The sequence below is a fragment of the Hymenobacter chitinivorans DSM 11115 genome (assembly GCF_002797555.1).
Taxonomy (GTDB): domain Bacteria; phylum Bacteroidota; class Bacteroidia; order Cytophagales; family Hymenobacteraceae; genus Hymenobacter; species Hymenobacter chitinivorans.
Window position 1 is genome coordinate 2,369,683 of sequence record NZ_PGFA01000001.1, and the last position, 15,017, is coordinate 2,384,699.

Consider the following 15,017-nt stretch of genomic DNA (forward strand, 5'->3'; position numbering starts at 1 on the left):
CGCGGGCCGGGCGCATCCACGGCGGCCGGAATCAGAATATGAGGCTAGCAAACTCAGTCCCTACCCCCGCCCGCAGCTGCGGCCAGAACTCCCGAAAATCAGCTTCGTACGCCGGCAATTCTCTGAGAAATGCGGAGCCGCCAGAAGCTAATACGCCCGCGCTAGGTACCCGGCGGCTCAGCCCGAGCAAGGCCCGCTCCAAACCCGCCGGCTTCGCGTAGCCCGTCAGCCAATCGTCGCGGCGCATGTAGTGCAGCATGTGCTGCAGGCGCTCGGGCAGCTCCGCGCGGCGGGCGTGCAGCAGGGCGTAGTGGCGCTGACTAAACTCGGGCAGGGGCTCGGCGGGGTGAAACTCGGTGAAGTAGCGGGCCAGCAGGTGGTCGTAGCCCACGTCGGCCACCACGCCCGCCCACTTGCCCAGGCCAGCCCCGCGCAGGCGGGCGGTACTGCGGCGCACCACGGGGTGGGCGTCGGTAAACGAGTCGATGAAGCGGTGGAGCCGGATGCCGCGCTGGACCGTATCGGGGTAGGCCTGCACCTGGGCCCGGCCGCGCACAGCTTCGGCCGCGAAGTTGCCGAGGACGATGTCGTCGTAGTCGGGCGTGGTGGCGGGGGCGCCGGAGAGCAGCAGGTGGGCCAGAAAATTCATGGAGGGCAAAGTACTGGAAAACTGCGGCAACGGCGTCCGTCAAGCCCGGCCGTAGAACCTTCCCCCGCCCCGACCGTACGTCCTTACACACCCTTACACTACCAAAACCCTAGATACTATGGCCGAGCAAGTAGCCGTTAGCCACGATGTCACGAAGCTCGTGGAGCGCATCAAAGACATCAAAATTGCCATGATGACCACCGTGGAGCCCAGTGGGGAGCTGCACAGCCGCCCGATGTACACCCACGAGCCCGAAGCCGACGGCACGTTGTGGTTTTTCACCGAGCGCGACTCCGCCAAGATTGATGAAGTTCAGCAGGAGCAGCACGTCAATCTGGGTTACTCCAAGCCCGACCAGAACCTGTACGTCTCCATCTCGGGCACAGCCACGGTGGTCAACGACCGGCAGAAAATCAAGGACCTGTGGAGCGAAGGCCTGCGCGCCTGGTTTCCCAAGGGCTCCGACGACCCGAATATTTCCCTGCTCCGCGTCGATATCAGCCGTGGTGAGTACTGGGACCAGCCCAGCAACGTGCTGGTGCGGGCCTTTGGCTACGTAAAGGCCGTCACGACCGGGGAGCGGTACCAGCCCACCGGCGACGAGCACGCCAAGGTGAACCCCTCCTAGGCCACAACCCAAACCAGGAGCAAGGGCCGGAAGCAATTCCGGCCCTTTTTTGTTGTTTTGTCAGCCCACCCATGGCCGAACTTCCTTCCGCCCCTACTCTGCCTCTGCCCTTGTTTACTACCCTGACCATCTTCACCCTGCAGCCCGGTACCACGCGCTGGGGCCTGGCCCGCATGGGCACCGCGCCCCGGCAGCTACAGCAGGTGGCGGGCCTGCGCTTTTTCAAGATGCTGGGCAGCGGCTTTGATTTTGGCCTGAAACCCAATTTTCGCCGCTACGCCCTGCTGGCCGTGTGGGAAACCGAGGCGGCGGCCGACGCTTTCCGGGCGGCCCACCCGCTGTGGCAAGCCTATGAGCAGCAAAGCGCCGAAATCTGGACCCTGCACCTAGCCCCGCTCAAGGCCCACGGCCTCTGGGACGGCCAAAACCCGTTTGACTACCAGACTGCCGCTGCCGCCCCACCGGCCGATGGACCGGTTGCCGTCCTGACCCGCGCATCTATCAAGCTCTGGAAGGCGCCGCAGTTCTGGCGGGCCGTGCCGGCTACCAGCGCCGCCTTTGCCCAGGCCGAGGGCGTGCGGGCCGCCATTGGCCTGGGCGAAATTCCGATTGTACGGCAGGCCACGTTCAGCGTCTGGGAGTCGGCCCAGGCCATGCAGCAGTATGCTTACCGCGGGGCCGCCCACAAGGGCGTAATTCAGCGTACCCGCCAGGAAAAATGGTACGGCGAGGAGCTGTTTGCCCGCTTCGGGGTGCTCAGCAGCCAGGGCACCCTCGACGGCAACAACCCGCTGGAGGGCCTGGTATAAATCAAGCTGCGGCGGGCGCAACCAGCCACCGCAACACGCAAAAAGCCCGGCGACGAACCGGGCTTTGCAGATTGACGAGCAACGCAAAAACTAGCTCCCAATGGGAGCCGCCTTGGTCGTGGGCTGGGTTTTCAGGGCCTGTTTCATTTCCTTTTCCTTGAGCTTTTTACAGGTCAGCACCACCACGGCGTCGTTGCTCAGGGCATTTTCGTCGTAGCTCATGTGCACTTTCCGACCGTTCCAGGCGTAGCGCTGGGCAAAGGCGCTGCTGCGGGTACCCGTGCCGGCTTTTTGCTGCAGAGCTGCCAGCACGGCCCGGCTGTTAGTCACGCCGCGGGTTTTAAGCAAAATCACGCTAAGCTTGCCCTGGTAAAAGCCGTAGGTCACGTCGGCCACTTCGCCCTCACCCAGGGTTTTGGGCTCACTCTTGCGGCGGTAGTAGCGCGTCTGGCCCGCCGTTTCGGCCAGGGCCAGGTCCCGGAAGGCGCTGGTGTCACTCTCGAAACGGGCGCCGCGGTAGCCGTAGGTTTCGTCCAGGGCCTGGAGGCTGGCCGGGGCCTGCTGGGCCAGCACCGGCGCGGTGGTAAGGGTCAGCAGACCAAGCAGAATCGAAAGAAGCTTCATTAAAGACAAATTAAAAGTAGCACAGAAGGTCATAAGCCGGCAATATAGGCCAGCCAGTGCAATTTTCAGTCTTTTATTTCTCCCTTGGCAGTCCAGTTGGCCCGGCTGCAACCGCCGGCAACGTCAGGCCACGGAGTGCACCTGCCGGATGGCCTCCCGGGCCGCGCCAATGGGCTGCTCACCCAGTAGGCTAAGCTGGGCCGCGCTGATAACTTCCACGTCGGTCAGGCCAATAAAGGCCAGCAGCCCTTGCAGGTAAGGCGTGGCAAAGTCCAGGGAGCTACCGACTTCAACGGCCCCCGAGGCCACGACGAGGTAAACCTTTTTGCCGTGCAGCAGCCCCGCGTAGCCACTTTCCAGAAAAGCAAACGTGAGGCCCGCCCGCACGATCTGGTCGATCCAGGCTTTGAGGGCCGCCGGAATGCTGAAATTGTAAATCGGCACCCCAATGACCAATACATCCGCAGCCTGCACCTCCGCAACCAGCTGGTCTGACAACCGCAGGGCCTGGCGTTGCTCGGCCGTTTGCTCGTCCGGCGCGATGTAGAGCCCACTGATCATCACTTCATCGACGAACGGCAGCCCGGCCGCCACATCCCGGTAGGTAATGCGCGAAGCGGGCTGTTGAGCCACGAGTTCGGTCACCAATTCGGCCACCAGCTGACGGCTAACCGACAGCGCGGTCCGGCCACTTGAGTTTACTACCAGCACATGCATACATCAGGGGGTTAAGTGAAAAAAGACAGCCAAGCCGACGCAACTGCGGCACATCGATAAAATCGTATTGTCCGGTCTTATATTTCACTAGCGGCTGATACCTGACCTTCACCCGCCTTTCGCCCCAACGGCCAGAAGCAGATGGACTGAATACCCCACTAATTATATAACAATGTAAATAACTAATTTAACTTATTTTCTACAACCTGAATAATCTCCGTCCCTTGACATGCTATGCCTCCAAACCAGCCTCTACCGGAGGGAATAGTTATTGCTTAGCTACAATAAAAAGGGCATGGGGCACGCCGGGAAGCAAAGCTTGGGTTCAAGCGGATTTACTAGCTTTTTTCCGGCGGCAGCTCGGCCAGTATGACTTTAATCTAGCTAGCAGCGCCTACATTTGGCTTTATGCCGTGCGGGCAAAAACCACGAATAAACCGCCGTTATTTTCTGATTCTATGCTGCTTGCCTCTACTCAGCTGCTCGTACTACTGGCTTTATTACCCGGGGCTCCGGCGGCCCCGGCCCAAACGCGGCTCCTCCCCGACTCAACCCAGGCTGCTCGGGCGGCCCGCCCCCAAAAGCTACTCCTCAAGCTGGGTACCGGCCTTACGCGCGGCTACGAGCTTGGGGGCTTTTCCGGCCTTTCCCTGCCGGTGGCGCTCGGGGCGGAAGTTGCGCTGCGGCCGGGCTGGAACCTGTCCGCCAATGGCTTCGGCGGCATCTACCTCTTCGGCGGCGGCAACTCCCGGTCCGTGGGGCCCAACCGGCTGGGTTTCGATGCCGGAATCCGGCGGTACTATAACCTGGCGAAACGCCAGCAGAAAGGCCGCAAACCCGGACCGTTCAGCGGCAATTACGTGGCCCTGCAATCGACTACTCATTGGGTAAAAACCACTTATCTGACACCTACTTGGCAGTATAAGCGCACCTCGGTGGCTTTGGTCTGGGGCCTGCAGCGCCGCCTGGGCGGCCACGGCCTGCTGGATGCCTACCTGGGCCTTGGCCTGACCGATGAGCTGCGGGACCGGCACGATACGGGCAGCGCCCTGCGCTACGAGCGCTACCCTCCCACGCTGGTACCCGAAGCGGCCGTTAAGCTGAGCCTGGTGCTGTAATCGGCAACCGACCCGGCGCAGTAGAGGGGTAGCAAGCAAAGCAAGGCCGATTTGGGGTCGGGGCCGCGGGAATTAGCCATTCCCAGCAATTGCCCGTAATTTCGCCCGTTCCGAACCACAGCATTACAACTGCCCATGCCCGGCTACCATCCCCAAGATATCGAGAAGAAGTGGCAAGCCCACTGGAAAGAGAACAGCACTTTCAAGGCCGATAACCACTCGACCAAGCCCAAGTACTACGTGCTCGACATGTTCCCCTACCCCTCGGGGGCGGGCCTGCACGTGGGTCATCCGCTGGGCTACATTGCCTCCGATATTGTGACGCGCTACAAGCGCCTGCAGGGCTATAACGTGCTGCACCCTATGGGTTTCGACTCCTTCGGCCTGCCCGCCGAGCAGTACGCCATCCAGACCGGCCAGCACCCCGAAAAAACCACCCGCGAGAATATTGCCCGCTACATCGAGCAGCTCAGCAGCCTGGGCTTCAGCTACGACTGGAGCCGCGAAGTCCGCACCTCCGACCCTAGCTACTACAAGTGGACGCAGTGGATTTTCCTCAAGCTGTTCAATAGCTGGTACAACCTTGAAACCGACCGCGCCGAGCCGCTGAAAACTCTGCTCACCAAGTTTGCCGAAAACGGCAGCCAGGGCGTGCGGGCCGCCGGCGACGAAGAGGAGCGCCACGACTTCACGGCCGGCCAGTGGCAGATGTGGAGCGAAAAGCAAAAGCTCCAGGCCGTTCACCCCTACCGGTTGGCTTATCAGTCAGACACGTACGTGAACTGGTGCGCCGGCCTGGGTACGGTGCTCAGCAACGACGAGGTCAAGGACGGCCTCTCGGAGCGGGGCGGGTTCCCCGTGGAACGTCGGCTGATGCCCCAGTGGAACCTGCGCATCACCGCCTACGCCGACCGCCTGCTGCAAGGCCTCGACCACATCGACTGGCCCGAGGCCGTGAAGGAAATGCAGCGCAACTGGATTGGTAAGTCCATTGGTGCCGAGGTGACCTTCCAGGTCCAAGGCCACGAGCAGGCCCAGATCAAGGTGTATACCACCCGCGTCGATACGATCTACGGCGCGACTTTCCTGGTGCTGGCCCCCGAGCACGAGCTGGTCAAGGAGCTGACCACGCCCGGGCAGCAGGCCGAAATCCAGGACTACATCGACGCCACCAAGCGCCGCTCGGAGCGCGACCGGATGGCCGACACCAAAACCGTGTCGGGTGCCTTCACCGGTTCCTACGGCATCAATCCTTTCAGCAACGAGCCCATCCAGATCTGGATTGCCGACTACGTGCTGGCCGGCTACGGCACCGGCGCCGTCATGGCCGTGCCCTCGGGCGACCAGCGCGACTACGTCTTTGCCAAGCACTTCAACCTGCCCATCGTGCAGGTCGTGGATCAGCAGCAGATTGAGGAGCAGGCCGACCCCACCAAGGAAGGCACCTACCTGCACGGCCTCATCCAGGGCCAGAATTACAAGCAGGCTACCCAGACGCTGATTCAGCAGCTCGAGGAGCGCGGCATCGGCAAAGGCAAAACCAACTTCCGCATCCGCGACGCCATCTTTGGCCGGCAGCGCTACTGGGGTGAGCCTATCCCGATTTACTACAAGGACGGCGTGGCCTACGGCGTGGCCGAAGAGGATTTGCCGCTGGTACTGCCCGAAATTGACGAGTACAAGCCCACCGAAACCGGCGAGCCGCCCCTGGGTCGGGCCAAGGACTGGAAGTACAAGGGTCAGTACGAGTATGAGCTGAGCACCATGCCCGGCTGGGCCGGCTCCTCGTGGTACTTCCTGCGCTATATGGATCCCACCAACAACGAGCGTTTCGTGGGCCAGGAAGCCGAGCAGTACTGGCAGAACGTAGACTTATACCTCGGTGGTGCAGAACATGCTACGGGTCACTTGCTCTACTCCCGCTTCTGGCACTTGTTCTTGAAGGACCTGGGCCTGGTAACCGCCGCCGAGCCCTTCCAGAAGCTCATCAACCAGGGCATGATTCTGGGCCGCTCCAACTTCGTGTACCGCATCAACGGCACCAATACGTTTGTGACGCTGGGCAAGAAAGACCAGCACGAAACTACCGCCTTGCACGTGGATGTGAACATCGTGGAGAATGACGTACTCGACGTCGAAGCCTACAAGAAGTGGCGTGACGAGTATGCTACGGCTGAGTTCATTCTCGAGGACAACGGCACGTACGTGTGCGGCGTGGAGGTCGAGAAGATGTCGAAGTCGAAGTACAACGTGGTGAGCCCCGACGTGCTGATTGACCGGTACGGGGCCGACGCGCTGCGCCTCTACGAAATGTTCCTGGGCCCGTTGGAGCAGTTCAAGCCCTGGAACACCAATGGCATGAGCGGCGTGGCGGGCTTTCTCAAGAAGCTCTGGCGCCTCTATCATCCCCAGGACGGCGACTTCGCCGTAACCGACGAAGCAGCCACGCCCGCCGAGCTCAAGGCCCTGCACAAGGCCATCAAGAAGGTGGAAGAGGACATCGAGAAGTTCTCGTTCAACACCACCGTCAGCGCCCTGATGATTACGGTAAACGAGCTGACGGCCCTCGATTCGCACAAGCGTGCCATCCTGGAGCCCCTCACCATCCTGATTTCGCCCTACGCCCCCCACCTGGCCGAGGAGCTCTGGGTAAAGCTGGGCCACGCCGCCGGCAGCATCAGCTCGGCCGCGTATCCGGAGTTCAAGGAGGAGTACCTGGTGGAAGACACCGTGAACTACCCGGTGGCCATCAACGGCAAGGTGCGCGAAACCCAGCAGTTTGCCGCCGCCGCTACCCCCGCCGAAATCGAAGCCGCCGTGCGCGAGTCCGGTTTCCTGGCGCGCTTTGCCGAGGGCAAGGAGCCCAAGAAGTTCATCGTCGTGCCCGGCCGCATGGTCAACGTGGTGGTGTAAACGTGCTACTGCTTGGCAAGTAAAAGGCCCGCCGGTTTGCTCCGGCGGGCCTTTTTTGCATGTTCGTCACCTGTCATCCTGAACGCAGTGAAGGACCTTCCTCGCCTACCCCACTATAGCCTCTGACAACGTGCAAAAGCCCTTTACCACACCGGTGGCAAAGGGCTTTTTGCGTTTAATGGGCCTCCTCACATAGGCGAGGAAGGTCCTGAGCAGGCCCAGGATGACAGACGAAAAATCAGGAAAGGGCACAGGCTACGCTGCTACTTCCTGCTTTTCCACCTTAACGTTTCCCACCATCGTTTTGAAAATCAACAGACTGGCTATGGCGCAGGCCGCAATAGTGGCGGCCATGGGCAGGGCCGTGTTGTTGGCCAGGGCGCTGACGCTGATGGCGGCCAGGGCTCCGCAGCTGTACATGAGCGTACCCATCAGGGCCGAGGCGCTGCCGGCCTGCTGGCCGTGGTGCATCATGGCCCCCGCCGTGGCGTTGGGCACGGCCAAGCCCACGCACCCCACGGTGCAGAACAGCGGCACGGCAATGCCGTAGATGCCCAGCCAGCCCGTGGCCGCCATCAGGAGCAAGACCAGAGCCGCGCCGAGGTAAAACACCGTCACGGCCCGCAGAATCTGCTGGAACGTGTAGCGCTTGAGCAGCAGGTTGTTGACCTGGGAGGCAGTGATGATGCCAGCTGCATTCATGCCGAACAGAATGCCGAACTGCTGCTCGCTGAGCCCGAAGAGCTTCATAAATACGAATGACGAGCCGGTAATGTAGGTGAACATGCCACCCTGTACCATGCCCGCCGTCAGGGCGTAGCCCACGAATTCCCGGTCGCGCAGCAGGGCGGCGTAGGTCCGAAAGGAGTTGCGCACAGCCAGGGGATTGCGCCGCTCGGCGGGCAGGGTTTCGGGCAGCACCGCCACAATGCAGACCAGGGTAAAGGCAGCCAGCACGGCCAGCAGTCCGAAAATATAGCGCCAGTCGAAGTGGGCAATGAGGAGGCCGCCCACGGTGGGCGCCAGAATCGGGGCCACGCCCATGATGAGCATCAGGGTCGAAAAAACCTTGGCCGACTCGTTGCCGCCAAACCGGTCGCGCACGATGGCACGGGCCAGCACCATGCCGGCGCAGCCGCCCACGGCCTGCAGGAAGCGCACCACAATCAGGTTATCGACGGACGTGGCAAAGGCGCAGCCTACGGCGGCCAGGCCGTAGAGCAGCATACCCGCCAGCAGGTTGGGCTTGCGCCCCAGCTGGTCGGCCAGCGGGCCGTAGAGCAGCTGGCCCAGGGCAATGCCGATATTATAGGAAGCCAGGGTAAACTGCACCGCCGATATCGACACGCCAAATTCGCGGGCAATAGCCGGAAAAGCGGGCAGGTACATATCAATGCTCATGGGCCCGAAGGCAGTGAGCAAACCCAGCAGCAGGATCAGACTGGTAGGCCCGGCAGTACTATTGCGCATCAAATCAGCGGTAGAAGCTAGAATTGGGCGGTTGGGAAGGGATTTTTCGGGCGGCCCGTTTGCCGGCTTCCCGACCAAGCCCCAAAAACTCTGGGACGGCCAGCGTGCTCGTGCCACCGTGCCCCGCTCGTTTCCCGCCCTGCCGCATGTTGGGCAAGGTACGGCAATCCGGGCCGGGCCCAAGCGGTTCAGCTTCCGGTTCGTGGGCCAAGCAGGAGGCGCAACCCCGGCGGTGGCGGACAAAACCCGGCCCCGGTCGAGGCAATTGCGCCGCTGGCCGATTACCGGCTGCATAGCCTGGGAGAGCCGGTAGTTTTGAAGTAAGCCAGCCGGTTAGTAGCTGACAGTCAGCCCCAAGCAACACTCACCCAACTCCCGAAATCATGCAGCGCCAATTGCCAGACGACACCGAAACGGAGCTCAAGGCCATTTTGTCGGCCGACCAGTACGCCAAATACCAAAGTCAGCGGGTAGCCCTGAAACGCAAGCAGCGGCCGGGCCGGCGGCCCCGGGCGTGAGCGTCGCGGCCTACCCGCAAAAATCCCCTGACGCCTTGGGCTGCCAGGGGATTTTTGCGTTTGGAGCGGTACTGCTTTTAACTTAACCGGGGTGGGTTTAGCGGCCCACTACCAGGCGCTGCACGGCCACGGCCGAGCCTGCCTGCACCCGCACGAAGTAGGTGCCCGGCGTCCAGTTGCTCACGTTCAGGGCGTAGCTTTTGCCCTCGAAGCGGGCCGAATGCACCAGGCGGCCGGTCAGGTCGAAGGCCTGCACCTGGGCCGGAGCGGCAGCGGGCGTGTCCAGCGTGAGGCGGACGGCCCCGCTGCCGGGGTTCGGATACAGCGCCAGGGTCAGCGCCGCCCCGGCAGGACGGGTTGTGGCCAGCGTGGCGCTGGGCTGCAGGCGCAGCACCCAGGTCTGGTTGGCCGCCAGAGCCGGCAGCGTGGCCGTCCAGCTATTGAAGCCGCCTTGGGAATCGAGCGTGACGGTCCCGGCAGCCTGCCCGCTGTAGAGGTCCACGACGCGGTAGGCTCCCGCCGCCAGCGTCGATACGGGCAGGGACAGGGCCAGGCTGCTTACCGGGCTGTTGCCCAGGTTGGCGGCCACTACCACGGCTTCGGGGCCGTACACCCGGGCGTAGGCTACGGTAGCCGCCGAGGCGGTGCTGACCGGCAAATAATAGCCCTTGCGCAGGGGCTCGTGGGCGTTGCGCAGGCCGATGAGCTTCTTGTAATGATTGAGCAGAGAAGCCGGGTCGGCCTGCTGGGCGGCCACGTTGACCTGGGGGTAGTTGGCATTCGGGGCGCGCCAGGGCGTACCGGTGGTAAAACCCGCCTGGGCGCCGGCCGTCCACTGCATGGGGCGGCGCTTGTCCTCGTCGGCGCCGCTGCCGGCCATCCCGATTTCCTCGCCGTAGTACAGGAAGGGCACGCCGGGCATGGTCAGGTACAGGGCCGCGGCCTGCTTCATGCGGGCTACGTTGCTGCCCAGCTCGTCGAAGACGCGGTTCTGGTCGTGGTTGGTCAGGAAGGTGGCGTACTGCAGTCGCGGGTACAGGTTGTTAACCAGATTCAGCTGACTGGTCAGGCCGGCCGCGCTGCCCTGTTTGAGGGCCGTAATCATGGCCGTGGCCAAGTCAAACTCGAAGCACAGGTCGAGCCGGTCGTTCTGCACGTAGGGCACCACGGCGCGGGTGCTGGTCCAGGCCTCGCCCACGGAGAGGGTCGCCGGGTTTTCAGCTTTAATGACGTCGTGAAATTCCTCCAGCACGGCCAACGTTTCGGGCGTGTCGCCCGTGGTGGAGCCGGTTTCCACGAAGTAGCGCACCGCGTCGAGGCGGTAACCATCCACGCCTTTTTGCAGCCAGAAGCGGCTGGCGTCCCACATAGCGGCTTTCAGGTCGGGGTTGCGCCAGTTGAGGTCGGGCATACCATCCCAAAAAGCGCCGTAGAAGTACTGCCCGTTGCGCAGGTGCCAGCCGCTGCCCCCAAACGGGCCGAATCCCAAATCAGTCGGCGACCATAGGTACCAGTTACGGTACGCGTTGGTGGGACTGCTGGCCGACTGCTGAAACCAGGGGTGCTGGCTGGAGGAGTGGTTGAGCACCAAATCAATAATGACCTTAATGCCGCGCTGGTGGGCGGCGGCCAGAAAGGCTTCAAACTGGGCCATGGAGCCGTAGTCGGGCTCGGTAGCCTTGTAGTTGGTCACGTCGTAGCCGTGGTAGCTCGGCGACTCCATCATGGGCATCAGCCACAGGCCCGTAATGCCCAGGTCGGTAGTGGTGGCGGCGTTGCCGTCGTTGAGGTAGTCAAGCTTCTGAATCAGGCCGGCGAAGTCGCCCTGCCCGTCGCCGTTGCTGTCGTAGAAGCTGCGCACGAATACTTCGTAGAACACCGCGTCGTTCCACCAGTGGGTGGTGTAGCCGGTGGGCGGCACCCCGCTGCAGGCGGTGCACTGGCCAAAACACAGGGCAGGCGGGGTATTGACGGCCGCCGTGGCGTCTACCACCCGGGTCAGGGTGCCGGAGTTATCCGGGCTGCCGCAGCCGGCCGGCACGGTTTCGGCGCCGGCCAGGGTGCTGCCATTCACGAAGCGGTACTGAAAACGGCCCGGCGCGGGCAAGGACAGCTGCACCTCGTACACCCCGTCGCCGTTGTCGTCGAGCAAAGGAATAGCCGTGGCATCGTCATTGGTGCCGTAGCCGGCCAAGGCCTGGAAGTTGCCAACTACGTGCACGCCGCCGCTGGCCACGGTTTGCCCGGTCATGTCCACGGCGAAGCGCAGCTGGGTAGCGCACTCCCCGAAAGCCACGATGGGCAGGCGCACACTGGAGCCCCCCACCACCACCTGCCGGTTCACGTTGCCCCCGCCGTCGTCCAGGCCGCAGCTGGCGGGCGGCAGCTCGGCCCCGGGCCAGCCGTTGCCGTTCACAAACTTGTAGAGGTAGACGCCGGCCGGCACGTTGACCGTTGCTTCCCAGACGTTGTCGTGGTCGGCGTCGGTGAGGGCCGTGGTGGCCGGGTTCCAGTTGGCGCCAAAGCCGGCGGCGGCCTGGAAGCTGCCCGCCACGTGGACGCCGGCGGCCGGCACCGTTTGCCGGCTCATATCCACTCGAAAAGTAAGCTGGTTGGCCTGGGCCAGGGAGCCGACCAGCAGGCAGCAAAAAACTGCGAAAAGGTGTTTCATGGGCAGGAAAAAGGTAGCCCCGAAGATACAACCCAAAACCTGTCGGCCCGGCGTTTTTGCTGCCTATTTCCGCAAGTAAGTTGCGTAATTAATTACGCTTGCCCAGCCGCGGACCAAGGCCCCCAGCCGGCCCGCGCGGCTAGGCTTGCTCCTGCTCCTGAGCAGCCAGCTCCTCGCGCTGCTTTTTGGGCAACGAAGCCCGCACCAGGTCGTAGGAATGGTCAATCAGCTCCCGCAGCTGCCCGGCGGGTACGCCGGTGCCGACCAGCACCGTGTTCCAGTGCTTTTTGTTCATGTGGTAGCCCGGCCGCACGTAGTCGTGCTGCTCGCGCAGGTCCACGGCCCGCTCCGGGTCACACTTCAGGTTGATGCTACCGAAGGTGTCGATATCGGTGAGGGCGAAGACTTTGCCGCCGACCTTGAAGACCAAGGTTTCGGGGCCGAACGGGGTTTCTTCACTGACGCCGGCTTTGAGCAGGCAATAGTCGCGGAATTCTTCGATGTTCATACGGGAGCAGCCGCTGGAAAGAGCTTAAAAACAGCAGCCTTCGAACGGCCCGACAGCCGCCCGAAGGCCGATATATGGAGTTACTGGCTTCTCTAGCGCGTAAATAACCGATACAGCACCACGCACAGGCCGACCAGGAACATGGCCATGCTGAGCTTATTGATGAAGTGCATCGTGCGCAGGTTGAAGTTGGTTTTGCGGTTGGGGTCGTTCTTGCGGAAGAAATATCCGAGTGCAGGACCAAAGTTAAACAGGTTACGGCCGTCCATAGCGGGGAGGATTTGGTACAGAAACAGAACACCCAGACGGGCGGAAAGATTTGCCGGCAAGGTAAATAGATTCCGAAATATTCGCGGCCGCCCGGCCACCCAAACCACAAGGGTAGCCATCTGGCGCGGCCGATTTAGACGCTACGTCAATTGCCGCTTTTCCCGCCACTGCAGGCCCGGCGGCAGCGGCGCGGAGGCAAACTCGAGGTGGAGCACGCGCCGGCTACGGGCACTGCGGCTGCGGTCCGAGGCGTGCAGCAGCAGAGGCTTCATGAGCATGGCCCCGCCGGCCGGTACGGCACAGACGACGGCCCCGGTGGTGCGGGCGGCCAGCTCGGGGCCGAGCAGCGGCCCAGCCCGGTGGGAGCCCGGCACTACCTTCAGGGCCCCGTTGTCGGCGTCGCAGGCATCAAGGTGGAGGCGGATGGTGCAGATGTTCTCTAATACTGCTCGGGGCGGCTGCACGGCCACCCCCTCGGGCTTGCGCGTCCAGGGCCCGTAGCCGGGCAGCTCGGTATGGCCGTCCACGCTAATCATCAGATCCTGGTGCCACGCCACGAGCCAGTTGGAATGGGCAGGCTTGTCGAAGTAGATGGACTTGACCAGGTGGCAGCCCGACGGAAACAGGACCGCCAGCAGCTGCGGTAGTTGAGTGGCAACCAGAATCGACTGCAACGCCGGAATTTCGCCCAGCACGTTGCGAATGGCAAACAGGTCTTGGTGACGGCGGAAACCGGGCCCCGCAGCGGGAGCCCCGGCAATGGCGTGCAGCAGCGCAGCCGTTTCGGCCGGGCTCAGCAGGTTGGGCAGCAGCACAAAGCCCGCCGCGTGCAATGAATCCGTCAGCTCGGGCAAAGGAAAGCTCATACTGCGCAGGAAGACTATGAAAGGATGAGCCGGCAAGCTACGTCAGATTACCCGATGCGGCGCTTAGTCGCCGGCCGGTAAGAGCCGGCGGAACCAGACTCTTACCGGCCGGCAGCTCATTCAGCTGTACCTATAAAAGCCAATTATTCTCCCGGCACCCGCTTGGAATGATGCCCGGGGCAGTGCCGTCCGCAGCGGTACGCTCATTCCCAACCAGGCTATACCGGTGGCCGACTTACCCACGGGCCTCTACCTACTCCGCCTACAGGCGCCCGGGCAGGCCGTGGGGCAGCGCTTCGCTAAGGACTAGCCCGCCCGGCCCGCGTGCAACTGCCCGGCCGAACCCGTTTCCTTGGCATATTCTCCCCACCTACTTTTTCAGCTGATGAAAAAACTTCTGCTCGCCGCCGGCCTGTGGGCCCTGGCTCCCGCGGCCTTTGCCCAGACTTCCGCCGCCGAAACGGCCGCCGTAAAAAAAACCATTACCACCTTTTTCGACGGTATGCGCCGGGGCGACAGTGCCCTGGTGCGCAGCACGCTGGCCCCGGGCGTGGTGCTGCACACCATCAGCAGCCGCAGCGGCACGGTGCAAACGGGCACGGAAAAAGCGGCGGAGTTTCTCCAGCTCGTCGGCACCCCGCATCCGGAGGTGTACGATGAGCGAATCAGCTTCGAGCAGGTGCTCGTGGATGCCAACCTGGCCAGTGTCTGGACGCCCTACCAGTTTTACGTGGGGCCCAAGTTCAGCCACTGCGGCTACAATTCCTTTCAGCTGGTGAAATTCGCCGCAGGCTGGAAAATCGTGCACATCATCGACACTCGCCGCAAGGACGGCTGCAAGTAGACAACGGCAAGTAGCTGCAAATCAACTTAGAATGCGGGGATTCGGCGCAGCGGCGTGTCGTCTACTTTCCAGCAGTCCAGCTCGTAAAGCTCCCCGCGCTGGTCGAGGTAGAGCGAGACGAAAACCGGCACGCCGTCTTCGTCCAGGAAGCGGGTACTGGCAATTTTCTCGCCCAGGCGGCGCTCGGCCTGCGGGCTCACGAAGCGCAGGCTGCCGGTCAGCGCCTCATCCAGCTCCACGACTTCGATGCGGTAAAGCAAACTTAGCAGGTGCTCAGCCTGGGGCAGACCACGCAGCAGGAAGAGGAGCAAACCCAGCTCGGGCAGTTTGAGCAGACGAGTGGCCATCAGACGAAGTCCGGTTTCTAGTGCTGCTGTTACATACGATAACGCGCCGGAAAAGGCAGCCCCCA

General features: G+C 62.6%; 15 protein-coding genes. 6 read left to right on the top strand and 9 right to left on the bottom strand.

The features are described 5' to 3' along the window. Window positions 1-31 precede the first annotated feature (31 nt). Window positions 32-649 (bottom strand): acyl carrier protein phosphodiesterase, encoded by a 618-nt coding sequence (locus CLV45_RS10045; protein WP_100336222.1) that lies wholly within the window; start codon window positions 647-649, stop codon window positions 32-34. A 118-nt stretch (window positions 650-767) separates the two neighbouring features. Here CLV45_RS10045 and CLV45_RS10050 point away from each other — a divergent pair, with 118 nt between their 5' ends. Both CLV45_RS10050 and CLV45_RS10055 read left to right on the top strand, forming a co-directional pair. Next, complete coding sequence (locus tag CLV45_RS10050; RefSeq protein WP_100336223.1) at window positions 768-1,277, top strand: pyridoxamine 5'-phosphate oxidase family protein; 510 nt, start codon at window positions 768-770, stop codon at window positions 1,275-1,277. Window positions 1,278-1,348: 71 nt separating this feature from the next. Further along, window positions 1,349-2,086, top strand: coding sequence for a spheroidene monooxygenase (locus CLV45_RS10055; protein WP_245882818.1), 738 nt, complete (start codon window positions 1,349-1,351; stop codon window positions 2,084-2,086). A 90-nt stretch (window positions 2,087-2,176) separates the two neighbouring features. Here the strand turns inward: CLV45_RS10055 and CLV45_RS10060 are convergent, their stop codons facing one another. Then, on the bottom strand, window positions 2,177-2,710 hold the full coding sequence (locus CLV45_RS10060) for a hypothetical protein (RefSeq protein WP_100336224.1): 534 nt from the start codon (window positions 2,708-2,710) through the stop codon (window positions 2,177-2,179). Between the two features lie 123 nt (window positions 2,711-2,833). Continuing rightward, the gene (locus tag CLV45_RS10065) at window positions 2,834-3,427 is read right to left on the bottom strand and encodes an FMN-dependent NADH-azoreductase (RefSeq protein ID WP_100336225.1); all 594 of its coding nucleotides are present in this window, start codon (window positions 3,425-3,427) and stop codon (window positions 2,834-2,836) included. Window positions 3,428-3,885: 458 nt separating this feature from the next. Here CLV45_RS10065 and CLV45_RS10070 point away from each other — a divergent pair, with 458 nt between their 5' ends. Continuing rightward, window positions 3,886-4,545 (top strand): hypothetical protein, encoded by a 660-nt coding sequence (locus CLV45_RS10070; RefSeq protein ID WP_100336226.1) that lies wholly within the window; start codon window positions 3,886-3,888, stop codon window positions 4,543-4,545. A gap of 135 nt (window positions 4,546-4,680) precedes the next feature. After that, window positions 4,681-7,458: a leucine--tRNA ligase gene (gene leuS / locus CLV45_RS10075; RefSeq protein ID WP_100336227.1), complete on the top strand. Its 2,778-nt coding sequence runs from the start codon at window positions 4,681-4,683 to the stop codon at window positions 7,456-7,458. Between the two features lie 255 nt (window positions 7,459-7,713). On the opposite strand, the gene CLV45_RS10080 is transcribed toward leuS, so the two are convergent. Continuing rightward, window positions 7,714-8,928, bottom strand: coding sequence for a Bcr/CflA family multidrug efflux MFS transporter (locus CLV45_RS10080; RefSeq protein WP_100336228.1), 1,215 nt, complete (start codon window positions 8,926-8,928; stop codon window positions 7,714-7,716). Window positions 8,929-9,311: 383 nt separating this feature from the next. Between CLV45_RS10080 and CLV45_RS25465 the strand changes: the two genes are divergently transcribed. After that, entirely contained in the window at window positions 9,312-9,446 is a 135-nt protein-coding gene (locus tag CLV45_RS25465; RefSeq protein ID WP_262496871.1) for a hypothetical protein, read from the top strand. 97 nt (window positions 9,447-9,543) lie between these two features. Here CLV45_RS25465 and CLV45_RS10085 read toward each other — a convergent pair whose 3' ends face one another. The 4 genes from CLV45_RS10085 to CLV45_RS10095 all read right to left on the bottom strand — a co-directional run bounded on the left by CLV45_RS10085 (window position 9,544) and on the right by CLV45_RS10095 (window position 13,761). Beyond that, complete coding sequence (locus CLV45_RS10085) at window positions 9,544-12,117, bottom strand: alpha-amylase family glycosyl hydrolase (RefSeq protein WP_100336229.1); 2,574 nt, start codon at window positions 12,115-12,117, stop codon at window positions 9,544-9,546. 139 nt (window positions 12,118-12,256) lie between these two features. Beyond that, a complete protein-coding gene (locus CLV45_RS10090) occupies window positions 12,257-12,625 on the bottom strand; it encodes an MmcQ/YjbR family DNA-binding protein (protein WP_100336230.1) in 369 nt (122 codons plus the stop codon). 92 nt (window positions 12,626-12,717) lie between these two features. Continuing rightward, the gene (locus CLV45_RS25150) at window positions 12,718-12,894 is read right to left on the bottom strand and encodes a DUF6728 family protein (RefSeq protein WP_170061838.1); all 177 of its coding nucleotides are present in this window, start codon (window positions 12,892-12,894) and stop codon (window positions 12,718-12,720) included. A 141-nt stretch (window positions 12,895-13,035) separates the two neighbouring features. Next, on the bottom strand, window positions 13,036-13,761 hold the full coding sequence (locus CLV45_RS10095; RefSeq protein WP_100336231.1) for a phytanoyl-CoA dioxygenase family protein: 726 nt from the start codon (window positions 13,759-13,761) through the stop codon (window positions 13,036-13,038). 385 nt (window positions 13,762-14,146) lie between these two features. On the opposite strand from CLV45_RS10095, the gene CLV45_RS10100 reads away from it, so the two are divergent. Continuing rightward, window positions 14,147-14,605 carry a nuclear transport factor 2 family protein gene (locus CLV45_RS10100; RefSeq protein ID WP_100336232.1) on the top strand — a complete coding sequence of 153 codons (459 nt, stop codon included), beginning with the start codon at window positions 14,147-14,149 and terminating at the stop codon, window positions 14,603-14,605. 26 nt (window positions 14,606-14,631) lie between these two features. Here CLV45_RS10100 and CLV45_RS10105 read toward each other — a convergent pair whose 3' ends face one another. Next, a complete protein-coding gene (locus CLV45_RS10105) occupies window positions 14,632-14,952 on the bottom strand; it encodes a DUF6984 family protein (RefSeq protein WP_100336233.1) in 321 nt (106 codons plus the stop codon). Window positions 14,953-15,017 lie beyond the last annotated feature (65 nt).